This is a genomic window from Halosimplex litoreum, from assembly GCF_016065055.1.
Classification (GTDB): Archaea; Halobacteriota; Halobacteria; order Halobacteriales; family Haloarculaceae; genus Halosimplex; species Halosimplex litoreum.
In genome coordinates this window covers 421,817-447,104 of sequence record NZ_CP065856.1, presented here as the reverse complement: position 1 = coordinate 447,104, position 25,288 = coordinate 421,817, and the positions used below count along the sequence as shown (strand labels likewise).

Below are 25,288 nucleotides of genomic sequence, written 5' to 3'. Positions count from 1 at the left end.
CGACGCGGCGTCACCACATCACCACCTCGACGGTCACGTCCTGGCCGTCGAGCAGCGCGACCCGCTGCGCGCTGACGGTCTTCCCGCCGCTGCCCGCGGGGTTGGACCCACCGGTCAGCAACGGCCCGCACCCGCTCGCGCCCCGTTCGGCCAGTTGCCCCCCGACGACGCTGGTGTCCCAACAGAGGATGTCGTCCGCGCCGGACCCGTCCAGATCGCCGCGGATCGTCACGTTCACCGGCGACCGTTCGAGGACCCCGACCCGGTCGGACAGTTCCGTGCCGTCGTAACGACACTCCCCGGGCACGCCCGCCGTGAACAGCTCGACCGTACAGGTCTCGTCGAGCACGTACGGCGCGCTCGCGTTGCCGAGCGTCCCCTGGGTCAGGTCGTCGGCGACGCGGTTGACCGCCGGCGTCTCCGACTGGGCACCCCCGGAGAACGGCTCTAACATCCCCGGGACGAACGCCACCACGAAGACGAGCGATAGCAGGAAGATGCTCATCCCGAGCGCGAAATCCAGCGTCGTCTGCCCCCGCTCGCGGCGTCGCAGTCGCTCGTCACGCTCGACTCGCCGTACGTCCGCGCCGTGTGTCGCGGACCTGTCGCTATCTCCGAATGTTGACATCGCGTGCCCCTGACGGTGGCCGCGGGCGTCGCCGTCGTCCCCCGAACGACGCCCGGACCCGTCCGCGTCTGTCGCGGACAACGGGACTCCCGGTTATAGCCGTTGGCCCGTCGTTACACGATTTGATACTCGCGGCGTCGGTGTGTTGACACCATCCGCGTGGTAGTCGCTGACGGAGCTCCGACGCTTCGATGGGTTTATGAAACAGACCCGGCTACCGGTATTTGCGTGCGGGCTCGTAGATCAGTGGTAGATCATCCCCCTGGCACGGGGAAGGCCCCGGGTTCAAATCCCGGCGAGTCCACTCACTTCCTTCCGTCGCTTCGCTCCGTCAGTCGTTCGTGAGTTCGCCGACCCTCGCGAACGCTTCGCGTTCGCTCGGTCCCGGCGAGTCCACGATTCTCGCGTCGCGAGCAAATCCGCGACCGAAGCGTGCGACCGTCTGCCTCCGGGCTCAAGTCCCCGCGAGTCCGTTACCACAGCAGCAGAAAACGTCTCGCGTGCCAGCGCCGCGCGAGCGCTCGGGCCGCAACAGCCCAGCACGGCGCCGCTGTTCTCTGACTCCCGCTCGGTGACGAGGGGTCAGTTCCCGGACAGCCAGTCGGGCGACTCCTCGTACGTCTCGGTGGCGTCGGTGGCGGCGCGCTCGTCGGCGGCGTCGACGAGCGCCTCGATGTCGGCGCGCGCGCCGTCCGGTCGCTTGTACAGGTACCACTCCACGAGTTCCTCGCGGCTCGCATCGTCGAGCAGCGCGTCCGAGACCCGCGTCGACCAGAGCATGTAGCGGTCGGGCGCGCGTCTGTACACCCGCAAATCGAGGTCGTCGGCCATGATTCGGCGGTCGTAGGCGTCGGATCGGCTTTACCCCTCGCATCTCCCGTCGAAGGCGTATTGTGTCACAGGGCCGTAGCGCAGGTGATGCGCTGGGGTCTCGTGGCCGTCGTGGTCGTCGTCCTCGTAGCCGGGTGTAGCGCGGTTTCGTTCGGCGGCGACAGGCCTGGAGCCGGGCCGACGGACACCGTGACACCCGTGCCCGTCACCGACAGCTCCACGCCGGCGCCGACGATCGGCGGCGAGCGACCGCCGGGTGTGAGCGCCAACGGGACGATCGACGCCGAGGCACTCACGAGCGCCCACACCGCCTATCTGGAGAACCGAACGTACACGTGGTCGATCAGAGAGAACTCCGACGAGCCCGGTGAGGGGTTCCTCCGGCGAGTCGTCGTCGGGCCCGAGACGTTCTCCATTTCGCAGGCCCAGGGAGAACCCAGACGGAACGTCTCGCTGTACGTCAACGAGACCGGCGGATTCATACGAGTCGCCGAGGCCGACCGGACTCGGTACGACCTGATCAAACTCCCCGGGCGAGCCGCCGACTACGTCTTCGCGACCGTGTCGATCCGGCAGTTCTTCGACGGACGGACGGTCGCGGTGTCGACGGTCGACCGACGCGACCGAACCTACTACCGGCTCTACACTGCCGGCGGCCCGTCGCCGGGGGCGCTGGGGCCCGCCGAGGCGACCATCAGCGACTTCAGCGCCACCGCCTACGTCACTCAGGAGGGGTTCGTCCGGTCGTTGGCGGCCGAGTACGACCGCATCGTCGACGGCGACAGCTCACGCGTCTCGATACGCTACGACTACAGCCGACTCGGCGAGTCGACGGTGAGCCCGCCCGACTGGGTCGGCAACGTCACCCGACGGTCGACCCCGACCCCCGTCGACCCGGACGCGACGCCCGAACGGACCGCGACCGCCGGCGAGCCTGGAACGCCCGACGCCACCGCCACGGCAACCGACGAACTCGACGAGTCGACCGCCACCGCGGACGACTGACCGTCGGCTTCGACGGTCGTCGAGAGAGACGGACGAACCGGGCGCCCCGAGCGGCCGAATCGAAAACCGGGCCGAATCAGGATATCAGCGTGACGACGTACCAGACGATCAGCGCGATCGTCGGCAGGACGACGGCGAACTTGACGCCCGACAGGAGGCTCACGTCGCGGATGTAGCCGGCGATGAACGACGACAGCAGCGCCTGGAGGACGACGGCGTGGAAGAACAGCACCGAGAGGATCTGCGTGTTGACGCCGCTGAAGCTGCCACCGGGGACGCCGCCCGAGGACCCGCTGGAGGTCGTCTGGGTCGCGAGATCGGCCATGACGGTCAGGAACCGGACCTTCAGCAGCGCCATCACGCCCAGCAGCGTGAGGTAGGTCATGATGATGATGACCATCTGCATCCGGGCGCGGGACTTGCGTTCCAGATCGATGTCGTCCTGATTCTCGGAGGCCTGGGCGGCGGTCGAGAGCACGTCCTGAATCTGGCTGGAGGCCTCCTGGGCCTCGCTGATGAGCTTGACCGTCCGGGCGAGCCGGGGGATGTGATAGCGGTTGTTGAACTCCCGGAGCGCGTCCTTGAGGCTGGTTCCGTAGTTGACCTTGGCGTGCATCGTCTCCAGCTCGTCGGCCATCCGCCCCGAGGAGGTGTCGGCGACGACCCGGATCGACTCCAACAGGGTCATCCCGGTGTCGTTCGCGCTGGCGAGCTTGCGGAGGTTCTCCGAGAGGTTGCCGACGACACTGCGCCGGGTCCGGAGGTTCCACTCGTAGAAGATAGCCAGCGGGAGGAAGTTCAGATAGATCGGGACGTACACCCACATGAACGTCCCCGTGATGACGGGGTACACCCAGCGCTTGCTCGGGTCGTTGAGCCCCTCGGGCACGTCCCCGCCCTGGGGGACCACCAGCTCCGAGATCGTCATCGGGGCCATGTGGAAGATGACCACGACGGCGAAGAAGGCGATCGTGATCGGGATCGTGATCCCCAGCACGTACAGCGGGTTGTTGCGGAAGAAGATGTGTGGCTGTTTGAGGATCTGGGTGGCGCGGTAGGTCCCCTCCCGGCTCTTGACCCGGTCGAAGACGCCGTAGGTCCCTGTGTACCCCTCGACGAGGCCGAGGCTCAACAGTCCGTCGTCGGCCTCGTTGTAGGTCTCGGCGCCGCGGTCGGGGTGGAGGTAGCCGTCACCGATGGAGTCCTGGGTCACGGTGGAGGTGAGCACGAGGAACCCGACGCCCGTCAGCGGGATGAGCCCGTAGACGGTGCCGACCATCATGTCCATGCGCGACCCCGAGGACATCATGCTCATGATGACGGTGATGATGATGAGCAGGAGCGGGAACAGCGAGAGGGTCATGTACATCTCGCCGAACAGCTCCAGCGTGTCCAGCATCTTCTTCTGTTCCTGCTTTGCCGTCCGCATCTGCTTGTCCTTCTGGTCCTCGAGGAACGACGTCATGTCACCGCCGGAGTCGACGATCGACAGCATGTCGGTGAGGAACTGGCTCAGTTCCTCGCTGGGCGTCTCGATGGACTGGTTGCGGATCGCGGTCCGGTAGTCGGTGTCGAAGTACTCCGTCTCGAGGACGATCGACTGGAACTCTTTGGCCACCTCGCCGTAGGTGTCGTCGGCCTGTGCCATCGCCTGCAGGATCTCCAGCTGGTTCAGCCCGCCCACCGAGAGGGCGTACATGAACGCGACCGAATCGGAGAGGAGGACGTTGATCTCGCGTTTGCGCGCGTTCGACCGGAAGTAGGGGATCGACAGCAGCGAGCCGAAGCCGATGCCGAAGCCGACGGCGCCGAAGACGATCCCGGAGACGAACACGATCGCAGGCACTTTCAACGCCAGCACGACCGGTTCGATGGCCTCGGGGATGCGCAAGCCGAGCAGCGGTCCCTCGGCGAGGCCGAGCAACTGAACGAGGAGGAACCCGAGGAGCATGCCGAGCAGCCAGAGGGTCAGTCCGGCGAGAGTCCCGACCGCCAGCGCCCGCGAGATGTACATCTCGACGTTGTCGCCCATCCGAGCCTCGGCGAGTTTGGCCTCGATGCCCGAGACGAAGTCGCCGTCCTCGTCGAACAGCGCCTGGTAGAGGGGGTAGAACGTGTCCCCGACCGTGTTCGACCCGCCGAGTTGCTGGGAGGACCGCCCGAGGCTCATGCCTCGTCAGCCTCCGCACCGGCGGCCGGGACGAACTCGCTGAAGTCGATATCGTCGTCGTCGTCCTCGCTCTCGACCGGCGTGATGTCGGTCTCGGCCTCGCTCTCTATCGGCGTGATATCGGCCTCCTCCTCGTCGACGCCCGACCCCGTCAGGGCGTCGACGATGTCCGAGGTCTCCTTCTCGCGGAAGCGCTGGAACAGCGGCTGGGCGTTCTCGAGGATGTCCTCGGCCTCGTCGAGCATCTCCGCCGGCGGGTCCGGCCGCGGGACCATCTCCTCTTTCTCGGGGTCGATGTCGATCTTGACCGACTCCATGTCCCGCAGGTCTTCCAGCGAGCGCTCCAGTTTGTCCTCGGCGACGAGCGCCATGATCGTGTCCGGGTCGTTGATGAAGGCCTGAACCGCGGCCGCGACCTCCGTGTAGGTGTTGAGGTTCTGTTCGATGAGATACGCGAGGACGACCTTCCGCATGAACAGCTCCTCGTCGAGCCGTTCCTGGGTCCACCCGCGGTCGAACTTCAGCTCCTCCAGCGTGTTGGAGTTGCCCATCTGGAGGAACTCGTCGGTCTCGGCCTGCCACTCGTAGACGTCGCGGACGTTGATCTCGTCGTGTTCGGCGGAGTACTCGTTGATCTCGGTGAGGTTCTTGTTCCGGCGCACCTTGTTGCCGTCGACGCGGGTCTGGGTCTGGATGGAGACCAGGTCCAGCGCCGTGAACAGGGTCTTCGAGACGTTGATCGGCTCGGTCGTGAACCGCTTGATGACCTCGCCCACGGTGTCGGCGTGGAAGGTAGAGTAGGCGGTGTGCCCGGTCGACATGACCTGGAAGAGGTCGCGACCCTCCTCACCACGGACCTCGCCCATCACGATGTAGTCGGGGCGCTGTCGGAGCGCGGCTTCCAGCAGGTCGAACTCGTCGACGTCGCCCTTGTCGTCCTCGCCGAAGGAGGGGCGGGTGACCGACGCGACCCAGTTGCGCTGGGGGAGTTCGACCTCGCGCGTGTCCTCGATGGAGACGATCTTCGCGTTGGACGGGATGAACAGGGAGATGGCGTTCAGCGAGGTGGTCTTCCCCGAGGCCGTACCGCCCGCGAAGATCATCGACTTGTTGTTCTCGATACAGAGCCAGAGGAACGCCATCTCGTCCAGCGAGAACGTGTTCCAGTTGATGAGGTCGACCGGCGTGAACGGGACGTCCTTGAACTGACGGATGGTGTAGTTGGTCCCGTGGTCGGACACTTCCTCGCCCAGCGTCAGCTGTGAGCGCGACCCGTCGGGGAGGGTGGCGTCGACCTGCGGTTGACGCTTGCTGATCCCCTTCCCCGAGCGCTGGGCGAGTTTGACGACGAAGTCGTCGAGCTCCTGGCGCCCGTGTTCGACGTTCGTGATGATGTTCTCGTACTCCGTATGGTAGACGAACACCCGGGAGTTGTAGCCGTCGCAGGAGATGTCCTCGACGTTGATGTCGTGTTTGATCGGGTCGATGCGCGCGTACCCGATGAAGTCCCGTTTCAGCCGGTAGAGAAGCTTCTCGACCTGGTACTCGTTGAGCGTCTTCGGGTCGTCGCCGACGACCGCCGGCTCGGGCCGGGCCTCGATGCCGTCCAGTTCACCCCCCTGGGTCTCGACCGCGACGTCCATGCCCAGCGCCCCTTTGAGCTGGTCCAGTACCCCTAACTCGCCCTGCTGGCCGGGCGTGTACAGGTCGTAGCGTTCGAGCAGGCGCTCGGTCTCGCGCTGGATGACGCCGGCGCGGTCGGCGTCGCTCCCCTCGACGACGATCTCGTCCTCGGAGTACTTGATAGCCGATTTGAGCTTGCCCGAGAGGAAGCCGACCAGCTGGGACTCGATGTCGTTCTGGTAGGGCTCGATGGCGTAGTACTTCTTCTCGTTTTCCTTGCGCGAGTGGAAGATGATCACGCAGGCGTACGGTTTGTTCACCCAGTAGCGCTCGACCTCGACGAAGTGGGCCTTCTTCTCCAGCGGGACCGCCTTCTCCAGGTCGTAGCGGTTGACGACCGTCGAGTGGCCGTCGACCGTCGAGAAGAAGGCGTCCTCGTCGAGGTCGGGGTTGACGTCGATAGTGCGCTCGTCGACGACCGACGCGAGCCGCTCGGCGGCTCCCCCGGCCTGACTCAGTCGGTCCTCCGTCTCGTCCGGGTCGAACCCGAGGTACTCCTCGGGCTCGAACGGGACCTTCTCGCCGTCGCTGTCCCGCGGGATCTCGCCGTCCTCGTCGTAGTAGTACTCCTGTTTGAAGTGCTCCCAGGTGTAGCGGTCCTTGACGACGAACGAGCGCTCGGCTTCGATGCGCTCCCCCCACGCCCGTTCGAGCGTCTTGGCGGCGCTCGCGCCCGCCTGTAGGCGGTCCTCGACGTCGAGCGGGTCGAACCCGAGGTACTCGCTGCGGTCGAAGCGTCCCCCCGTGTGTACGTCCCGGCGCAGGTCGTTCCACGTGTACTCGCCCACGGTCGCACCGTCCCCCGAGAGCCGCTCGCCCCCCGTCGCGACCTGGTCTGACTCGTTGCCCCCCGTGCCATCAATTGCCATTACAGGCTAACTGCTAGTAAGACGGAAAAAGCTTTACGCCCTGCTTACTCGACCCGATAATTACGCCGTTCCGCCGTTCGTAGCCGGTAAGGGGTTGCTACTGTATGTTTAGCTGAAACTGTTCGACGCTAATGTTGTTCGATAAATGTTTCTATTCTGTTCAGTGCTTCTTTGAGATCGCCGAGGCTCGTCGCGTAGGAGACCCGGAGGTGGCCCTCGCCACCGGCGCCGAAGACGTCGCCGGGGACGACCGCCACGCGCTGTTCCTCCAGCAGCGCCTCGGCGAATTCGTCGCTGTCGTTCCAGGGGCACTCGGGGAAGGCGTAGAACGCGCCCGCCGCCGGGAAACAGTCGATGCCCATCTCCTCGAACCGGGAGAGGACGAAGTTCCGGCGTCGGTCGTACTGGGCGCGCATCTCCTGGACTTCGTCGTCGCAGGAGTTCAGCGCCTCGACGGCGGCGTACTGCGCCGTCGTCGGTGCCGACAGCATCGTGTACTGGTGGATGCGGTTCATCGCCGCCGTCGCTTCGGGCGGCGCAAGCGCGTAGCCCAGCCGCAGACCGGTCATCGCGTAGGCCTTCGAGAAGCCGTTGAACACGATCGTCCGCTCGCGCATGCCCGGCAGCGTCGCGATCGAGGCGTGGTCGTGCTCGTAGGACAGTTCGGCGTAGATCTCGTCGGAGAACACCAGGAGATCGTGCTCGCGGGCGAACTCGGCGACCGGCCGCAGCTCCTCGCGGGTCATCGTCGCGCCCGTCGGGTTGTTGGGGTAGCACATGACCAGCGCCTCGGCGTCGGCCGCGCCCGACGCCTCGAGCACCTCGCGGGTGAGTTTGAACTCGTCTTCGGCGCGCGTTGGCACGTCGACCACGTCCGCGCCGGCGAAGCGGGCGCTCGGGACGTAGGAGACGTAACAGGGCTGGGCGATCGCCACGGAGTCGCCCTCGTCGAGGAACGCCCGGAACGCCAGGTCGACGGCCTCGCTGGCGCCCGAGGTGACGAGGACCTCCTCGTCGGGGTCGTAGTTCAGTCCGTAGCGCTCGCGGGCGTCGACGGCGATCCGATCGCGCAGCTCGGCCATCCCGCGATTTGCGGTGTAGGAGGTCTGACCGCGCTCCAGGGAGGCGATGGCGGCGTCGCGGGCGGCCCACGGCGGCGCGAAGTCGGGCTCGCCGACCCCCAGGGAGATGATGTCGTCGTACTCCTCGGCGAGTTCGAAGAACTTCCGGATGCCCGACGGCGGGACCGACGCGACACGGTCGGTCGGCTCGAACGTCATGGCGAGACGGATAGTCGGTCGTCGTCGTGACCGTCCCCGAACTCGACGCCACGTTCCTTGTAGCTCTCCATGATGTAGTGAGTCACCGTCTGGGTGATCTCGGGGACGGGCGCCACCTTCTCGCTGATGAACCGGGACACCTCGCTCATCGAGTCGCCCTCGACCTCCATGGCGAAGTCGTAGTCGCCGCTCACCAGTCGCAGGCCCTGAACTTCGGGGAACTTCGCGAGGCGCTCGGCGATGTCTGCGTAGCCGGTCTCGCGGTCGAGCGTGACGTTCAGCTCGACGGCCGCGCGGACCGGCTGGGGCTCGACTTCGCCCCAGTCGACGACGGCCTGATAGCCCTTGACGACGCCCTCGGACTCGAGGTCCGCCAGTACGCTCTCCACGGCCTCGGCGTCGAGGCCCGTCTGTCGAGCCAGGTCCTCGGTCGAGTACCGCGCGTTCTCGCGGAGCAACGCCAGTATCTCCTCGCGGTCGCTCATACCTATCCTCCAGCCCACTGCGACCAAAAGGGTTTCTCCATCGCGACAGGCCCTCCCACACTGGCCACTCGTCCGACGGAGCCCCACCGGGACCCGACGGTGCGGGACTCGTCGAGACGGGCGGTTTTATGCGCACCTCCCGCATAGACGCCGCCATGCTCGATACGGACCCGTCGGACGGATCGGACGGCCCCCCCGACGGCGGCTGGGCGTTCGTCGCCGCGAGCGACGGCGCCGCGGACCTCCTCGAGACGCTCACCGAACTCAACGCCGAGCGAGCGTACACGCGCTCGGACCTCTCCGAGCGGTCCGGCGTCCCGCTGAAGACGCTGTACCTCGACGGACTGCTCGACGAGTTCGTCGACCTGGGCGCGCTCGTTCGCGCCGACGACGAGGCCGACGACGAGAGCGAGCCGCAGTACCGCGTCGCCGCCGACAGCGACCTGCTCGACGCCGCCCGCGCGTTCGACGACGCCTACCGCGCAGACTGACCGGAAACCCCGGACCGACCGCCGCCGGTCGCTGGGCGGCCCCTCGAAGACACCGGAGTGTCCACTGGACCGCTTCGACACCGCTGGCACGCGAGAGGTGGCGGTTCCGGACGCCCGCGTCCACGGCCTTCCGGACGGACGCGGGGTTCGTCGGTAGTTCGTCGGGGTAGGCGCCCCCCGAGAGACACGGCCTCCGAGAGTTTATCCGCCATCGCGGGACCACTTCGGCGCGATGGACCCACTGGGCCCCGGCCTCGCCGTCGACCCGGACGCGACGCTGTTGTTCTGTGGGTTCGTGGGCGGCGGCGTCGCGCTCGGGACCGTCAGCGGGCTGACGCCGGGGATCCACGCCAACACGTTCGCCCTGCTGCTCGCCGGCGTCGCACCCTCGATCCCGGGCCCGGTCCGGTACGTCGGCGCGGCGATGCTGGCCGCCGGCGTCGTCCACACGTTCCTCGACGTGGTACCGGCGCTCGCACTCGGCGTCCCGGACCCGGCGATGGCCAGCTCGGCGCTGCCCGGGCATCGGCTGGTCCTCGCCGGTCGGGGTCGCGAGGCGCTCCGGCTGTCCGCGCTCGGGAGCGCGGGCGCCGTCGCGTTCGCGGTGCCACTGGCGGTCCCGATGACCAGTGCGATGACGGCGGTCTACCCGACGCTGCGAGCGCACCTGCCGCTCCTGCTGGGGGTGGTGGTCGTCGTCCTCGTCGTCACGGAGTCGACGACCGTCGGACGAGTGGGCGCCGCGCTGTCGGTCGCGGCCAGCGGCGCGCTGGGCGCGGTCGCGCTGGACCTGCCCCCGGGCGGACTCGTGGAGTCGGGCGGCATGCTCGCGCCGATCTTCACCGGGTTGTTCGGCGCGCCGGTCCTGCTGGACGCGCTGACCGGCGAGGGCGTGCCACCCCAGGACGACGCGAACGTGACCGCTTCTCGGCGGTCGGTGGTCGGGTTCGCGCTCGCGGGGACGCTGTCGGGCGCGGTGGTCGGGTACGTCCCCGGCGTGTCGAGCGCCATCGCGGCGACGGTGGCGTTGCTCGCCGTCCCGGGCGGCGGGGACGGCTGGGGCGATGGGAGCGGGAGCCCGAGCGGTGGCGGCGCCGACGGCGCCCGCGGATTCGTCGTGACCACCAGCGGCGTGAACACCGCAAATACGGTCTTCGCGCTGCTGGCGTTGATCGCGCTCGGGACGCCCCGGACCGGTGTCATGGTCGCGATGCGCGACGCGGGCGTGCCCCTCGACCTGCCGCTGCTGCTCGGGAGCGTCCTCGTCGCCGCGGCCTGCGGGTTCGCGCTCGTGGTGACCCTCGGCGATAGCTACCTGCGACTGGTCGGGCGAGCAGACTACACGCGGCTGTCCGTGAGCGTGCTGTGTCTCGTCGTGGTCGTGGTCGCCGTGTTGACCGGACCGCTCGGCGTCGCCGTCCTCGGGGGATCGACCGTCGTCGGGCTCGTTCCGGCGAGATTCGGCGCTCGCCGGGCGTCGCTGATGGGCGTGTTGCTCGTCCCGTTGATTTTCGGCCTGTGACCGGACCTCCCGAACGCGCCGGGAAGCGCACGGTTCCCTCTCGGGCCCGGACTACCGCGCTCGCAGGCCGACTTCGATCGGCCGCTGGGGCTGGAGGGTGATCTGCATCGAGAGGTCGATCGGCGGCTCGGTGACCGGGTCGAACGCGAACCGCGCGGCCAGCGTCGCGAGCACGAGCTTCGCCTCCATGAGCGCGAAGCGCATGCCGATGCAGTGGCGCGGGCCGCCACCGAAGGGGAAGTACGCGTACTCCGGGAGCCCCTCGCGGAACGAGTCGGTCCAGCGCTCCGGGCGGAAGGCGTCGGGGTCGTCGTACCACCGCTCGTCGCGCTGGACGACCCACTGGGGCAGCGAGACGGTCGACCCTGCCGGGATCTGGTAGCCGCCGAGTTCCACGTCCCGCGTGGGTTCGCGGAAGACGGTGTAGGCCGGCGGGTAGAGCCGCAGCGCCTCGTCGACGACCCTGTCCAGGTAGTCGAGTTCGAACAGATCCGCCGCGCCCGGTCGCTCGGCGTCGGCCGCGCTCCCCTCGCTCCCGTCGCCTAAAACCGAATCGAGTTCCTCGTGGAGCCGCGCTTGCCGCTCGGGGTCGTTCGCGAGCAGCATCACGGCGTACGAGAGCGTGAGCGCGGTCGTCTCGTGGCCGGCGAACAGGAAGGTAAAGAGGTGGTCGCGGATCTGCCGTTCGGAGAGGCCGCCGCCGTCGTCGGACTCGCCGGTCCCGTCGTCGGGGTCGACGGCGAGGAGGATCGAGAGGAGGTCGTCGAACGCCTCGTCGCTGGCCCGGCGCTCGGCGACGATGTCCGCGATGGCGTCGTCGAACCGGGAGACAGCGCGGCGACAGCGGCGGTTCGCGGGCGTGGGGACCCACAGCGGGAGCAGGGCGGAGAGCGAGCCGGCGTCGAAGCGGTCGGAGATGACCGCCGCGGCGTCGCGGATGGCCGACTCGCGGCCGCGGATGTCCACGTCGAGCAGCGTCTTCGCCAGGATCTCCAGGGTGAGCGTGCGCATCTCCTCGCTGACCGCGACCGGGCCGGCCTCGGCGTCGCGGTCCGCCCACTCGGCGGCGCGCTCGTCTGCGAAGCGGGCCATCATGTCGGCGTATGTCTCGACGCGGTCGCGGTAGAAGGAGGGCTGGAGTGCAGTGCGATGGGCCCCCCAGGCCTCGCCTTCCAGCAGGAACAGGCCGCCGTCGGCGATCTGGCCCAGCGCGTTGCGGATGATCGAGGCGCGGTGGTAGTCGGCGTCGTCGGTGACGAGCACCTGCTCGATATCCGCGGGGTGTGTGAGCATGACGCCGTCGCTGGTGGCGACGCGGTAGGTGACCACGTCGTCCTCGTAGGCGGCGCAACGCGCGTAGAAGGCGACCGGGTCCCGCACGAACTGGAGCGTGTTGCCGATCACCGGAACGCCGTCGGGACCGGGCGGTCGGTCCCCCGGGGTGGACTCCCGGAGCGCTTCGGCGCCCGCCTCCTCGGCCCCGTCGGCGGCGTCGTGAATTGCCATCGGTGACCCTACGGACTCCAGCGCCATCGTCCTTCGGTCGAGTACGCTCGGCGCTGTACTAACCGGAGCGAGCGGCGACGGTCACGCCGCGAGCGGTCCGGCGACGACCGCGGTCGGAGCGTCGGGACCCGACCGTTTATCCGTTTCAGAGACACACCGAGACCAGTGAACGCGAGAGCGGGTCGCAGACGGGTCCTGCTGGTGGCCGCCGTACTGGTCGGCGGGCTCGTGCTGAGCGGCTGCGGTGCGCCGCTGTCGGGGGACGAACGCGAGCCGATTCCGGTCGACGGATCGGGCCAGTCCTTCGCGATCGGCGACCCCGTCGAGGACGTTTCGCCCCACACCGTGACCGTCGTGAACGACGGAAACGAGATCCGAACGGTCGCCGTCTCGGTCGCGGTTCCGGTTCGGAACGAGACGCTCCTGAACCGCTCGTACTCGCTGGCGCCCGGCGAGCGGGTGCGGGGCGAGCTTCGCAGGCCGGCGTACTACGAACTCGCGGTCGACCTCCCGAGGCGCGAAGCGACTCACAGCGACGCGATCGAGACCTTCGACCACTGCAACTCCTACGGGACGACCGTGCAGATCCGCTCTGACGGGAGCCTCTCCGCTCGGACGGGGAGCACCCTGGCCGGCTGCGAGAACGCGCAGTTCCCGACGCCGACGCCGACCGCAGCGGGGTGACCCGGAGGCGAGGGTAACCGCCGTCCACGGATCGGATCGGAATCCGGCCGATCGGGAGGGGGCCGGGTGCGACCACGACCGACAACGCAGTCCTTATGCGGGCCGTTCCAGTACATCCGGCGATGACAGTCATCGGGATCGTCGGACTGCCCGGCAGCGGGAAGAGCGAGGCCGCCGCGGTCGCGCGGGAGGCGGGCGTGCCCGTCGTCACGATGGGCGACGTGATCCGCCAGGCCTGCCGCGACCGGGGGTTCGACCCCGCGACCCACCACGGCGAGATGGCGAAGACGCTCCGCGAGGAGGGGGGTCCGGACGCCATCGCTCGGGAGTCGCTCCCGCTCGTCGAGGACCGCCTCGACGACGCCGACACCGTCGTCGTCGACGGCATCCGTTCGGACGTGGAGGTCGAGCGCTTCGCCGAGGCGTTCGGCGACGACTTCGCGCTCGTGGAGATCCACGCGCCCGACGAACTGCGCGCCGAACGGCTCGACCTGCGCGGCCGCGACGCCTCCGCCGAGGAGGGCGGCGAATCGATCGCCGAGCGCGACGAGCGCGAACTCGGGTTCGGCATGGGCGCGGCGATGGAGATGGCCGACGTGACGATCGTCAACGACGCCAGTCTCGACGCCTTCCGATCGGGCATCGAGCGCCTGCTCGCCGACGGTCCCGACGCGGTCGCGGGCGACACAGTAGAGAGCGACACCGACGAATGACCACACGGGAGACACAGCCATGAGCACCGTCTACGCCGTCGACGTACAGATCACCGCACCGGTCAACGACACCGAGGTGACCGACAGGGTCGCCGACGCGGTCACGAACCTCTTCCCCGGCGCCGAGGTCGAGCAGGGCCACGGCGAGATCGTCGCCACCGCTCACGAGATGGAGACGCTGTCGGAGTCGCTCCACCGCCAGGAGATCCTCGACACCGCCCGGGGGGCCTTCTTCGAGGACCTGCGCGGCGACACCTTCTCGTTCGACCTGAAGAAGCAGGCCGCCTTCCAGGGCGTCGTCAACTTCGCCGTCGGCGACCCGAGCGAACTCGGCGACATCCACGTCCGCGTGCGGGTGAACGACCCCGACGCCGAGTCCTACATCGACCACGTCGCCCCGCCGACGAAAGACGGCAAACCGATCGACCCCGACGAGTAGCCTCCGATGGCAGCGATCTTCTTCGACGTCGACGGGACGCTCGTCCGCTGGCGCGGCGACTACGGAGACGTGTTAGCCGACGCCTTCGAGCGAGCTGACGCGACCGTCACCGACGAGCGACTGGCGACGTACGACGAACGCTTCTTCCAGTACTTCGGCGACTTCGCCGACGACCCCTCCCGCCGGGCGTTCGCGGACGTGTGCGACGAACACGCGGTCGACGCCGAGCCCGGTGAACTGGCCGAGGCGCTCGTCGCCGCGGAGTTCGACGCCGTCGAGCCCGTCCCTGGCGTCGAGTCGGCGGTCGAGGCGCTGGCCGACCGGCACACGCTCGGCATCCTGACCAACGGCGTTCCGGACGTGCAGTTCGGCAAGGTCGCCGAGATCGGTCTGCTCGACCGCTTCGACGCTCGCGTCGCATCTCACGACCCCGCGATCGAGGCGATCAAACCCGACCGCGGCATCTACGAGGCGGCGAGATCGCGCGTCGACGCCGAGCGCTACGTGATGGTCGGCGACGACCGCGAGCCCGACGTCGACGGCGCGCGCGAACACGGCTTCGAGACGGTCCACGTCGACGCGACCGCCGCGGACCTGTCGGCGCCGGACTTCCGGACGCTCGCGACGCTGCTGTAGCCCGGGCGGAAACGGACTCACCCGTCGTACCAGCTGACGAAGACGGCGATCCACTCGCCGAGCCCGCGCCGTCGGGTCACGCGCACCGACTCGACCCACTTGACCCACTGGAAGCCACGGCGACCGGGCGCGACCAGCCGGATCGGCGCGCCGTGGCCGTGGACGAGCCGCTCACCGTCGACGTGGGTCGCCAGCATCGCGTCGCGGGCTTCCTCGACGGGGAGGCTCCAGCGGTAGCCCGTCACCGAGCGGAACTGCACCCAGGCCGTCCCGTCGTCGGGGTCGGCCGCGTCGAGCAGGTCGCCGACGCGGACGCCGCGCCAGTCGTGTTCGGAGTACCACCCGCTCGTGCAATCGAGGAGGGCGCGCTGCTCGGCGGGAGCGACCGTCGACCCGGACTCCGGATCGCCGCCACTCCCGCCGTCCTCACCGCCGGTCACCTCCTCGTAGGACAGGTCCAGCGACTCGCCGACCCGTCCCTCGACGGTCAGCGACCACGCCTCCCGGTCGACGGGGTCGGGGTCGTCGGCGACCCACGAGGTGACCGGGAAGCCGTTGCCCGAGTCGCTACCCCGCTCGCGCGAGCCGGTGAACCGGCGCTCGGCCCCGGCGGTGTCGAAGACGCGATTGGCGAGTTCCTGGGCCTGCCACGCGACGGCGCCCGAGCCGACCAGCGCCGCGTAGCGCAGCGCGTTGCGCCGGTCGGCCGCCGACTCGCGGGTCGGGAGCGCGAAGCGCTGGCGCAGGTGGAGGAGCAAGAGGACGGGAACGACCAGCCCGAGCCCGATGTGGAGGTTGAGCAGACCCCACGGACCGAGGTCGAGTTGCCCGCCGAACACCCACCAGACACCGGTCGCCAGCGCCGCGGTCGCGACGACGCCCAGCAGGGCCGACAGCAGCCGCGTCGCGTCGAGGTCGCCGGGTCGCAGCCGGTGGCGCACTCGCCGGAGCTTCCAGGCCAGCAGGACCACCGTCGCAAGCCCCGCGACCGCGTGGACGTCGAACACCCAGGCGCCGGACGGACGGCCGGAGACGAGGCTCACCCCGCCCGTCGCGAGCAGGACGACCACCGCGCCCAGCAGCGACGCGTCGACGACGCGCGGCGGCGGTTCGAGTCGCGGGAGCCGGCTCATCGGTCGTGATTAGGACTCGACGGGCTTGACTGGCGGGGTCGAATCACCGGGCCGGCCACTCCGTCCCACGTCGACTGCTACTCTTCGAAGGCGGATTCTGCGCCGGGCGGCAGGTCTTCGGGGCGCATCACGACGTTGCCCCGGCCCACGTCGACTTTGACGATGGTGTCGTCGTCGTCCATCGCCGAGAGGACGCGGCTGACCTTCGACTTCGACCAGTCGGTCTCCTCGACGAGGTCGGCCTGGCGCATACGGCCGTCGTGGTCGTCGAGCAGCGTGAACACGACCTCCTCGTCGGAGAGGAACTCCGTCGGCACCTCTCCGGTCGCGGGCGCTCTTTCCGCATCGGCGGTTCCGGCACCCTCGCCGGTGACGTCCGCCGCGCTCGCCGCGCCTGGCGCCTCGGGACCGTCCCCGCTGTCGGAACTCCCGGCCGCGCCGGTCGCGATCCCGAACACCTCGCGGAGCCGCGCGAGCGGCGCGCGGCCGGACCACGCGAGCAACGCCAGCACTGCGACCGCGGCGACGCCGACGCCGACCAGGCCGGCCAGCGCGAGCGACAGCCGGTCGCCCAGGGTTTCGACCTCTCTGGGGTCGGGAACGCCGTCGCCGTCGGTGTCGGGGTCGGTCGGGTCGGTTTCGTAGCGCTCGACCTCTGGACCGTCCTCGAGCCCGTCGCCGTCGGTGTCGGGGTTCGTCGGGTTGGTGTCGTAGGTGTGTACCTCGGGGCCGTCCTCGAGCCCGTCGTCGTCGGTGTCGGCCTCGGTCGGGTCGGTCTCGTAGCGGTCGACCTCGGCGCCGTCTTCGAGCCCGTCGCCGTCCGTGTCGACCTGGTTGGGGTCGGTCCCGTAGGTGTTGACTTCGAGGTTGTCGTCGAGGCCGTCGCCGTCCGTGTCGGCCTCGAGGGGGTTGGTCTCGTACTCGTCGATCTCGGCGCCGTCGTCGAGGCCGTCGCCGTCCGTGTCGGCCTCGGTCGGGTTCGTGTCGTAGGTGTTGACTTCGAGCCCGTCGGGGACGCCGTCGCCGTCCGTGTCGGCCTTGTTCGGGTTCGTCCCGAGTTCGAGCTCGCGCGGGTCGGCCAGTCCGTCGCCGTCCGTGTCGACCATCGTCGGGTCGGTCTGGTGGCGCTCGATCTCCTCGTGGTCGCTGAGTCCGTCGTCGTCGGTGTCGGCGTTCCGGGGCGAGGTCTCGTAGGTGTTCACCTCGTCTCCGTCGGCGAGGCCGTCGCCGTCCGTGTCGTTCGACCGCAGCGAGGTGCCGATCGACGCCTCCCGCTCGTTGGTGAGGCCGTCGCCGTCCAGGTCGCCGCCCCGCGAGAGGACCGTGACCGGGTACGTCTCGGTGTCCAGCGGTTCCGAGGCGTTGGCCGCCGTCACCGAGGCGCGAAGGCGCTGCTCGCCGGTGAGGTTGGCCGGCCAGGCGCCGGCTCCGACCGTGACGGTCCGGTTGGCCTCGGCCGGGACGGAGACGGGCTGACAGCCCAGCTCGCGGTCGGTACCGGCGATAGCGACGCAGGTCGACGCGTTGTCGAGGCCGGCGTCGCTGGCGACGGTGACGGCGAAGCGGTGGGCACCGGACTGCCAGAGGCCGAGGTCGTCGCCGAGGCCGTCGATAGCGGCGTCGCCCTCGTAGCTCGCGCCGGTGATCCGGGCGTCCTGCTGGAAAGTGCTGTCGTGCTGGAAGGCGGACGCCCGGGCGTCGGGGGCCGTCGAGACGGCGGGTGCGGCGGTACCGGCCAGTACGAGCACCGCGAGGATCCAGACGTGGACGTTCCGTACCATGGGGTCGTGGACTGCGTGCCGTCGCCGCCGCGGCCGGACGCTCCCGGCTGCGCCACCGCACGTCCGGGTGCGGGAGTGTCACTCCTGTTGGGTTGCAGGCGTTAGGAACCTTACGCCCCCGTCTGAAGGGTATGGCCACCTTTCCGCGGTCAAGCGTCGCTTTCCCGCGGCCCCTCCGACGGTAAGGTGTCGTTAGGAGAGTCGTCCGCTCCCCGTCGCGGGGCCGACGCCGCCGTCTGTCACGGAATTCGCATCGCTCCCGGACGCCCCGTCGATCTCCCGGCCCTCCCCGCCGGACCCGTCGGTGACGCCGCCGAGAACGCGCGCGGCGGACTGGCCCTCACCGCGGTCGGTCCACGGCTCGCTGACGGAGAGTTTCATCTCCTCGGAGAGCCGGACGGTCCCCGAGCGCGGGTCGTACGCGAGGACGCCGAAGTCGTCGAGTTTGGCCAGGTGCGCGCAGCCCAGACGCCGGCCGACGAGGTCGACGAGGTCGTCGTCGGCCGCCGCCGGTCGCTCGCGGCCGCGCCACCATCCCACGAGGTGCGCCGCCACCGCATCGACCGACGACCGACCGCCAACTTGCTGCAGGTGATAGAGGATCGCCCGCCGCTCCCAGTCCGAGAAGATATCGTGCATGGTCTGGATGCCCGTCGAGTCGAGCCGTCTACTGTCCCGCCGTGCGCCCGCGCATGAGTGCGTGTCTGACATGGTTCGTGACAGGGGCTCCGGGCCGGCGCCGGCGCCGGTGACCCACCGCGCCCCGTGTCAGGTCGGACACTCGACAGTGCCAAAGAACCGCAAACACGTCCCGTCCGTTGCTACGGTTCACCGTCGTCCTATCTCCCCGGGCGCCCCGAAATCGAGCCGTACGAGCCCCGTTCGGACGAAGTCTCCGAACGGGCCGAAACGGTCACAACGGGTGGGCGAACGGTCGAAACGACCGAAACGGTCCGGATCCCGACCGTTTCGAAACGGTGGCGGTCGCCGCGCGAGTCCCGCGGCTCGGCCGGCGTGATCGATCGCTCGCGGAACGGCGCGCGGAGGGGGCCGGAGTCGGCTACTCGACGAGCGCGGCGAGCAGGTCGGCGGCCAGGTCTTTTTCGAGCGGGTCGTTGGCGTTGCCGCAGTGAGGCGACTGGACGCAGGCCGGACAGCCCGACTCACACGGGCAGTCCCGAAGCATCCCGAGCGTTCGGTCCATCAGGTCGACGACCGTCTCGTAGGCGCGCTCGGTCAGGCCGACGCCGCCCGGGTAGCCGTCGTAGACGAAGATCGTCGCGCAGTCGGTGTGGGGGTGGAGCGGCGTCGAGAGCCCGCCCACGTCCCGGCGGTCACAGAGGAACGATAGGGGAAACAGCGATATCATCCCGTGTTCGGCGGCGTGGATCGCCCCCGGGAAGGCGTCGGGACCGTCGCCCGCGACCCGGACCTCGGTCTCGACTGCCTCGGGGACCGTGAAGTAGAGCGCCTCGGTATCGAGGGTCGTCTCGGGCAGCTCCAGCGTTTCCTGCCCGATCGGTTCCCCGCTCTGTCGGTCGTAGCGCTCGAACCCCGTGATCTGCTTGCGCATGCTCACGTCGGCGAACCGCACGGTCACGTCGTCGTGGGTGGGCAGCGTCTGCTCCCGACGGTCGTCCTCGACGGTGATGGTCTTGTCGTGGAGCACCTGCGTGTAGTAGTCCGGACGCACCGGTGCCAGGTCCGCTACGTCGTTGCGGAGGTCCAGATCCACGACCTCGTAGTCCTGGCCCTGGTGGTGGTAGACGGCGCCGGGGTGGGCGTCCCGGAGCGCGTCGGCGAACGACAGGGTCGCGATCCGGTTCCCGTTGCGGCGGTCGCGCAACTGGACCTCGCGGTCGCCGACGGTCCGCAGACTCATCTCGTGTTGGGGGCTCCCCTCGCCCGAGTAGAGCCAGCGCAGGCCCGCGTCGGTGTTCCGTCGGTCGAGGTCGCCCGTCTCCGTGAGGTCGGCGACGATGTCCGGGAACGGGTCGCCGAAGTGGGCGTCGTCGTCCGGTTGCAGCCACGTCTCGCGGGCACCGGCGAGGACGTGGTCGGGCATGAGGTGCTCGTTCTCGGGATTCGAGATGGCCTCCTCCGGTTCCTCGTCGAAGAAGTCACGGGGGTGGGCCATCAGGTACTGGTCGAGTTGGTCCTCGCCGGCGACCATCGCCACGAGCGAGGGGTCGGTCCCCCGGCCCGCCCGGCCGCCCTGCTGGAAGGCGGCCATCCGCGTGCCGGGGTAGCCGTCCAGTAACACCGCGTCGAGCCCGCCGATGTCGACGCCGAGTTCGAGCGCGTTCGTCGACCAGACTCCGCGGATCGCCCCGGAGTCGAGCCCGTCCTCGATCTCGCCGCGGCGCTCGTCGGTGAGCGCGGCCTGGTAGGCCTCGACGGATCGGGCGACGTCGTGTTCGCCGCGCTCGCGCAGGTCGCTCGCGCTGTCGGTCGCGTAGCGCTCGGCCACCTGTCGCGACTGGGTGAACACGACCGTCTGGTGACCCTTCGACACCAGGTCGACGAACAGCCGTTTGGTCTCGACGTGGTTCGAACGCCGTCGCCCGCTCCCGAACCCCTCGCCGTCGCCGTACTCCGGGGGGTTCCAGCAGAGCCAGTGAGTCGGTCCCGTCGCGCTGGTGTCCTCGGTCACGAGATCGAACGACTCGGTCGGCTGGCCGGTCACCGTCGCCGCGTGGTCGACGGGGTTGCCGATCGTGGCCGAGCAACAGACCCAGTCGGGGTCGGCGTCGAACCGTTCACAGAGCCGAGCGAGGCGGCGGAAGACGAGCGAGACGTGACTGCCGAACACGCCGCGGTACTCGTGGACCTCGTCGATCACCACGGTCTCCAGGCGCTCGAAGAACCAGTCCCACAGCCGGTGGCCGTGGGGCATGATCCCGTAGTGCAGCATGTCGGGCGTCGTCAGCAGGACGGTGGGTTGGCGGTCGCGGATGGCTTCTTTCTCCTTCCTGTCCTGTCGGCCCGTATACTGGGCGACGGAGACGCCCGAGGCGAAGCCGAGGCCGTGCGCGAGGTCGGACAGGGTCTCCTCCTGGTCGTTGATCAGCGCGACCTGCGGCGCGACGTAGAGCGTGGTCGCCCGCTCGTCGAGCGCCCGTTCGAAGGCCGGGACGGTGTAGCCGACCGACTTCCCGCTGGCCGTCGGCGTCGCGAGGACGACGTTGCCGCCCTCCCGAACGGCCGAGACGGCCCGTGCCTGATGGTCGTACAACCGCTCGATCCCCTCCGATTCGAGCGCGCTCGCCAGTCGCGAGTCGAGATCCACGTCGGCGAAGGTGGCATCACGACCGGGCGTTGTCCGCCGTTCGGTGATCTGGCCCTCGTAGTAGGGGCGGCCCTGCAGCCAGCGGATCGTCTCGTCCACGTTACCCCTCCCTCGGCAGCGGTGCGGCAAATCGGTTGCGCCTCACGCGTTCCCATCGCACTCGCGGCGGAGTCGCCGGACGAGTAGCCCCAGCGCGAAGCCGATCGTCGGGTAGATCAGCACCTCCGGCGGGTGGCTGGTGACGAAGAAGGGTCGGAAGCCAGCGGCGACGGTCGCGTCACCGAGTTCGACCGTCTCCTCCTGTAGCACCCGCGCGTCGGCGACGTAGAACACGGCGTCGCCGAACCGAAGCGCGCTCGCCAGGACCAGCGTGGGCAGGTAGCCGCGGTTCAGTGCTGCGTGGCCGGCGGCGATGCCGATCACCAGCAGGTAGCCAGCGGGCGATCCCAGGGCGAAGACGTGGGCGAGTTCGGCCGCGAGGTGGAGGTCGGGGCGGCCGCCGACGAGCGCCTGCAGCGCGAGGTAGTCGACGGCGGCGCTCGCCGCGAACAGGGCGAGGGCCAGGACGAGCGCGCCGGCCATCCGCCGTCGGTCGTCGCCGACGAGGAGTCCGCGCGGGTCTCCGACGCCGACCCCGCCGGCTTCGGATCGTGTCGCCATCGATCCGACCTGTTCGCGTGTCGGCAAAAAGCTGATCCCGAGGGGACCGGCGGTCGGTCGCCGAGACGCCTCACGGAGATTCGTCGCGCAGCGCGCACCGCGCCAGCAGCCCGAGCGCGAACCCGAGCGTCGACAGGGCCAGGACCGGCGGGAGGAACGCCGCGACCGACGGCAACTGATAACCCAGCGTCACCGTACCGGTTCCGCCGACGAGCGGTGCGCCTCGGCCGACCGAGAGGTCGGTGACCACGACCGATGCGGCGCCCAGCTTCGAGGCCGCACCGAGCGCGAGCGTCGGCAGATAGCCGCGATTCAGATACGCGTGGCCGGCGGTCAGCGCGACCACCACTGCGTAGGCGCTCGGGCTGGAGAGCCCGAACGCCGTGTTGACGACCGACCACCCCGACAGGGGGAATCCGGAGTCGTAGTACGAACGGACGAACGAGGACCAGACCGCCGCGCCGACGACGACGAGCGCCGCCGAGGCGAGGAGAGCGAGCGCGGTCCGCCAACGGCTGTCGCCGACGAGGAGCGCCCGCGAGTCCTCGAACGGGGCGGGGCCGCGGTCGGTACTGGTCGCCATCGTTCGCCGGACGCTCGCGAGTGCGAAAAAAGTGTGGTCGAACGGAACGGTCCCGCCACCGTTCCGTCAGTCGTCCGTCCGGAGTCCGCTGCTCGCGAGGACGACCATCGAGAGGCCCATCGTCGCGAGCAAGGGAATCGGGAACAGCGCCGACCGCGACAGCGTCCCCAGCGCGGTGGCGTCCCCGTCGGGCGCGTTCCCCGCACCGCCGTCGTCGGGCATCGCGGTCGGCGTGGGAGTGTCTGTGGGGGCAGGCGTTGCGGTCGGAGTCGGAGTCGGCGTCGCCGTCTCAGTCGGCGTCGGAGTTCCGATCGGCGCGGCCGTCGCGGTCGGAGTCGGAGTGTCGGTGGGCGCGGCCGTCGCGGTCGGGGTCGGCGCGGCCGTCGCGGTCGGCGTCGGGGTGTCGGTGGGCGTCGCAGTCGCGGTCGGGGTTCCGGTCACGGTCGGCGTCGCCACGTCGGCGTTGTCGGGGAACGCCTTGGCGGCGCCGTCGTCGAGTTCGTCAGCGGTGAATCGGAGTTCGGTCTGACCAGCCGGGCACGGATCGCTCGCCGAGCGCGCACCGGTCACTTCCGCCCCCACGCCGGCCTCGATCTCCCCCGGGCTGCCGGAGACCTCGTAGAGGCCGCCGCCGGCCTGGTGGACGACCGAGACCGGGGCGGGACCGCTCCCGCCCTCGTCGTACTCGGCCGCGACCGGCTCGCCGGCGTCGTTCTCCGCGATATCGGAGAAGACGATCACTCGCCGTTCGGTCTGGTCCGACGGGAAACAGAAAGCCACGAAGTCGATCGTCTCCTCGACGGGTTCGGGTGTCTGCGTCGGCGTCGCAGTTGGCGTCGGCGTCGCAGTTGGCGTCGGCGTCGCAGTTGGCGTCGGCGTCGCAGTTGGCGTCTCGGTATCGTCCGGTGCCTCGGTCGGCGTCGCAGTGCCCGGTGGTGTTTCGGTGGGCGTTTCGGTATCGTCCGGTGGCTCCGTCGGCGTGGCCGTCTCGGTAGCCGTCGCGGTGGGAGGCGAAGTTTGGGTCGGGGTAGGCGTTTCCGTCGGCGTTGCAGTGGGACTCGGCGTCGCGGTCGGGGTAGGCGACGGCGTTGCGGTGGGGGTCGGCGTTTCAGTAGCCGTCGCGGTCGGAGTGGGCGTTTCCGTCGGCGTCGCAGTCTCCGTCGCCGTGGGGGTCGGCGTTGGGGTCGAGGTCGGCGTTTCAGTCGGCGTCTCGGTCGGTTCGACGGCTTCACAGCCGCTGAGAGCGACGTAGGCGGCGCCGGCGTCGGTGCGATTCAGCGAGTCGTTCAACGGCGCACCGACGACCACGTCGGCGAAGCCGTCGCCGTCGAAATCACCCGTATCGACGGCGTAGCCGGCGTAATCTCCCGCCGACGCGCCGGCGAACGTCGTCGCGGCCGTCGAGAGGTTCGCCGCGGCCGGGAGCGAGTCGTCGCCGGCGACGAGATAGGCGGCGCCGGCGTTCGTGCCGGTCGAATCGTTCAGCGGCGCGCCGACCAGCACGTCGGCGACGCCGTCGCAGGTCACGCCCCTCGGACCCGTACCGGCGACCGACCAGCCGGCCCGGTCCTGGGCCTCGGCGCCCGCCAGCCGCACGTCCGCGTCGGCCAGCGACGACTCCTCTTCGAGGCCGTCGCCGCCGTAGACCACGTAGGCGGCGCCGGCGTCGGTGCGGTTCTGCGAGTCGTCGTACGGCGCACCGACGACCACGTCCCAGACGCCGTCGTCGTTCAGGTCTCCGGCCGTCGAGACGGCGTAGCCCGCGCGGTCGCCCTCGGACGCCCCGAGGAAGGTGGCGGTCGCGTTCGCCAGCGAGACCGTCCCCTCGCTGGAACCGTTCACGACGTAGGCCGCGCCGGTGAGGTTCCGACTCGGGTCGTCCTCGGTGGCGCTGGCGTTGTACCGCGGGGCGCCGACGACGACCTCGGCGACGCTGTCGTCGTTCACGTCGCCGGCCGCGGCGACCGACCAGCCGGCGTTACTGCCCGCGCGTTCGCCGACGAAGGTCGCCGTCGCGTCCGAGAGCGTCACGTTGCCGGGCGTATCGGCGACCGACTCGCCGTCGACGACGTAGGCGGCGCCGGTGTCGTTCCCGCTCTCGTCGTCGACTCCGGGCGCGCCGACGAGGACGGCGGCCGTCGCGTTCGTGGCGTTCGCGTCGGTGTCGTCGACCCCTCCGCTCACGTTCGTCCGCCGGAGCGAGGACACGTCGTAGCCGGCGAAGGCGTTGGCCTCGGTCCCGGTCAGTACCGCGTCGGCGTCGGTGAGGTTCGTCGTCGCCGGCAGCGACTCGTTGCCGTAGACGACGTAGGCTGCGCCCGCGTTGACGGCGGCGCTGTCGTTGTACGGCGCGCCGACGACCACGTCGGCGTAGCCGTCGCCGTTCACGTCGCCTGCGGTCGACACCGACCAGCCCGCCAGGTCGTTGCTGCCGGCGCCGCGGAGCACCACGTCGGCCTGGCTGAGATTCAGCGACGACTCGTTGGCGGGGCCGTAGACGACGTACGCCGCGCCCGTGTTGGGACCGTCGGAAGTGTTTCGCGGCGCGCCGACGATCAGGTCGTCGACGCCGTCGCCGTTCACGTCGCCGGCCGACGCGACCGACCAGCCGACCGTGTCGTTGGCCGCCTCGCCGCGGAGGGTCGCGTTCGCCGTCGAGAGGTTCACCGTCTCCGGATAGGCGTCGGGCGAGTCCTGAAGGGCCGCGGCGGCCGGACCGCCGTCCGACTGACCGGGGACGAGCGCCGCTGCGCCGACGGCGACGATACTCGCGAGTACCACCACTGCGATAGCGGCCACGAAGGCGCGCCCCCGTGTCGATCCGGTGCCGAGTGACGAGTCGACCATAGTACCGGAGGCACGGACACCGAAGTCGTTGTTATGTAGCACCCATCGGGAGT

At 69.6% G+C, this 25,288-nt stretch carries 21 protein-coding genes and 1 tRNA gene; 8 read left to right on the top strand and 14 right to left on the bottom strand.

Annotated features, from left to right (window positions below; translation table 11 throughout):
* Window positions 1-10: 10 nt before the first annotated feature.
* Window positions 11-628 (bottom strand): DUF7287 family protein, encoded by a 618-nt coding sequence (locus I7X12_RS02205; protein WP_232342982.1) that lies wholly within the window; start codon window positions 626-628, stop codon window positions 11-13.
* 232 nt (window positions 629-860) lie between these two features.
* Between I7X12_RS02205 and I7X12_RS02200 the strand changes: the two genes are divergently transcribed.
* Window positions 861-932, top strand: a tRNA-Ala gene (locus I7X12_RS02200).
* 278 nt (window positions 933-1,210) lie between these two features.
* On the opposite strand, the gene I7X12_RS02195 is transcribed toward I7X12_RS02200, so the two are convergent.
* The gene (locus I7X12_RS02195; protein WP_198062258.1) at window positions 1,211-1,459 is read right to left on the bottom strand and encodes a hypothetical protein; all 249 of its coding nucleotides are present in this window, start codon (window positions 1,457-1,459) and stop codon (window positions 1,211-1,213) included.
* 87 nt (window positions 1,460-1,546) lie between these two features.
* Between I7X12_RS02195 and I7X12_RS02190 the strand changes: the two genes are divergently transcribed.
* Complete coding sequence (locus tag I7X12_RS02190) at window positions 1,547-2,464, top strand: hypothetical protein (RefSeq protein ID WP_198062257.1); 918 nt, start codon at window positions 1,547-1,549, stop codon at window positions 2,462-2,464.
* A gap of 76 nt (window positions 2,465-2,540) precedes the next feature.
* On the opposite strand, the gene I7X12_RS02185 is transcribed toward I7X12_RS02190, so the two are convergent.
* From I7X12_RS02185 to I7X12_RS02170, 4 genes are all read right to left on the bottom strand, one after another.
* Complete coding sequence (locus I7X12_RS02185; protein WP_198062256.1) at window positions 2,541-4,634, bottom strand: type II secretion system F family protein; 2,094 nt, start codon at window positions 4,632-4,634, stop codon at window positions 2,541-2,543.
* Complete coding sequence (locus tag I7X12_RS02180; RefSeq protein ID WP_198062255.1) at window positions 4,631-7,186, bottom strand: type II/IV secretion system ATPase subunit; 2,556 nt, start codon at window positions 7,184-7,186, stop codon at window positions 4,631-4,633. The genes I7X12_RS02185 and I7X12_RS02180 overlap by 4 nt, the downstream gene beginning before the upstream one ends.
* A gap of 128 nt (window positions 7,187-7,314) precedes the next feature.
* A complete protein-coding gene (locus I7X12_RS02175; protein WP_198062254.1) occupies window positions 7,315-8,466 on the bottom strand; it encodes a pyridoxal phosphate-dependent aminotransferase in 1,152 nt (383 codons plus the stop codon).
* Window positions 8,463-8,951 carry an Lrp/AsnC family transcriptional regulator gene (locus tag I7X12_RS02170; RefSeq protein WP_198062253.1) on the bottom strand — a complete coding sequence of 163 codons (489 nt, stop codon included), beginning with the start codon at window positions 8,949-8,951 and terminating at the stop codon, window positions 8,463-8,465. The genes I7X12_RS02175 and I7X12_RS02170 overlap by 4 nt, the downstream gene beginning before the upstream one ends.
* 155 nt (window positions 8,952-9,106) lie before the next feature.
* On the opposite strand from I7X12_RS02170, the gene I7X12_RS02165 reads away from it, so the two are divergent.
* Window positions 9,107-9,442, top strand: coding sequence for a hypothetical protein (locus I7X12_RS02165; RefSeq protein WP_198062252.1), 336 nt, complete (start codon window positions 9,107-9,109; stop codon window positions 9,440-9,442).
* A 232-nt stretch (window positions 9,443-9,674) separates the two neighbouring features.
* Window positions 9,675-10,964, top strand: a complete 1,290-nt coding sequence (locus I7X12_RS02160) for a tripartite tricarboxylate transporter permease (RefSeq protein ID WP_198062251.1) — start codon at window positions 9,675-9,677, stop codon at window positions 10,962-10,964.
* Between the two features lie 51 nt (window positions 10,965-11,015).
* On the opposite strand, the gene I7X12_RS02155 is transcribed toward I7X12_RS02160, so the two are convergent.
* Window positions 11,016-12,470 (bottom strand): cytochrome P450, encoded by a 1,455-nt coding sequence (locus I7X12_RS02155; RefSeq protein ID WP_198062250.1) that lies wholly within the window; start codon window positions 12,468-12,470, stop codon window positions 11,016-11,018.
* Between the two features lie 165 nt (window positions 12,471-12,635).
* Here I7X12_RS02155 and I7X12_RS02150 point away from each other — a divergent pair, with 165 nt between their 5' ends.
* The 4 genes from I7X12_RS02150 to I7X12_RS02135 all read left to right on the top strand — a co-directional run bounded on the left by I7X12_RS02150 (window position 12,636) and on the right by I7X12_RS02135 (window position 14,942).
* Window positions 12,636-13,154, top strand: a complete 519-nt coding sequence (locus tag I7X12_RS02150; RefSeq protein WP_198062249.1) for a hypothetical protein — start codon at window positions 12,636-12,638, stop codon at window positions 13,152-13,154.
* A 122-nt stretch (window positions 13,155-13,276) separates the two neighbouring features.
* Window positions 13,277-13,867, top strand: a complete 591-nt coding sequence (locus tag I7X12_RS02145; protein ID WP_198062248.1) for an AAA family ATPase — start codon at window positions 13,277-13,279, stop codon at window positions 13,865-13,867.
* A gap of 19 nt (window positions 13,868-13,886) precedes the next feature.
* Window positions 13,887-14,306, top strand: coding sequence for an RNA-binding domain-containing protein (locus I7X12_RS02140; RefSeq protein ID WP_198062247.1), 420 nt, complete (start codon window positions 13,887-13,889; stop codon window positions 14,304-14,306).
* A gap of 6 nt (window positions 14,307-14,312) precedes the next feature.
* Entirely contained in the window at window positions 14,313-14,942 is a 630-nt protein-coding gene (locus tag I7X12_RS02135; protein ID WP_198062246.1) for an HAD family hydrolase, read from the top strand.
* Between the two features lie 17 nt (window positions 14,943-14,959).
* Here I7X12_RS02135 and I7X12_RS02130 read toward each other — a convergent pair whose 3' ends face one another.
* The 7 genes from I7X12_RS02130 to I7X12_RS02100 all read right to left on the bottom strand — a co-directional run bounded on the left by I7X12_RS02130 (window position 14,960) and on the right by I7X12_RS02100 (window position 25,235).
* Window positions 14,960-16,075: a molybdopterin-dependent oxidoreductase gene (locus tag I7X12_RS02130; RefSeq protein WP_198062245.1), complete on the bottom strand. Its 1,116-nt coding sequence runs from the start codon at window positions 16,073-16,075 to the stop codon at window positions 14,960-14,962.
* Between the two features lie 77 nt (window positions 16,076-16,152).
* The gene (locus tag I7X12_RS02125; protein ID WP_198062244.1) at window positions 16,153-17,856 is read right to left on the bottom strand and encodes a helix-turn-helix transcriptional regulator; all 1,704 of its coding nucleotides are present in this window, start codon (window positions 17,854-17,856) and stop codon (window positions 16,153-16,155) included.
* 192 nt (window positions 17,857-18,048) lie between these two features.
* A complete protein-coding gene (locus I7X12_RS02120; protein WP_198062243.1) occupies window positions 18,049-18,567 on the bottom strand; it encodes a DUF7344 domain-containing protein in 519 nt (172 codons plus the stop codon).
* A gap of 349 nt (window positions 18,568-18,916) precedes the next feature.
* Window positions 18,917-21,244: a DEAD/DEAH box helicase gene (locus I7X12_RS02115; RefSeq protein WP_198062242.1), complete on the bottom strand. Its 2,328-nt coding sequence runs from the start codon at window positions 21,242-21,244 to the stop codon at window positions 18,917-18,919.
* Window positions 21,245-21,286: 42 nt separating this feature from the next.
* Window positions 21,287-21,805 (bottom strand): hypothetical protein, encoded by a 519-nt coding sequence (locus I7X12_RS02110; RefSeq protein WP_198062241.1) that lies wholly within the window; start codon window positions 21,803-21,805, stop codon window positions 21,287-21,289.
* Window positions 21,806-21,875: 70 nt separating this feature from the next.
* Window positions 21,876-22,388: a hypothetical protein gene (locus I7X12_RS02105; RefSeq protein ID WP_198062240.1), complete on the bottom strand. Its 513-nt coding sequence runs from the start codon at window positions 22,386-22,388 to the stop codon at window positions 21,876-21,878.
* Window positions 22,389-22,454: 66 nt separating this feature from the next.
* Window positions 22,455-25,235: an integrin alpha gene (locus I7X12_RS02100; protein ID WP_198062239.1), complete on the bottom strand. Its 2,781-nt coding sequence runs from the start codon at window positions 25,233-25,235 to the stop codon at window positions 22,455-22,457.
* Between the last annotated feature and the right edge of the window lie 53 nt (window positions 25,236-25,288).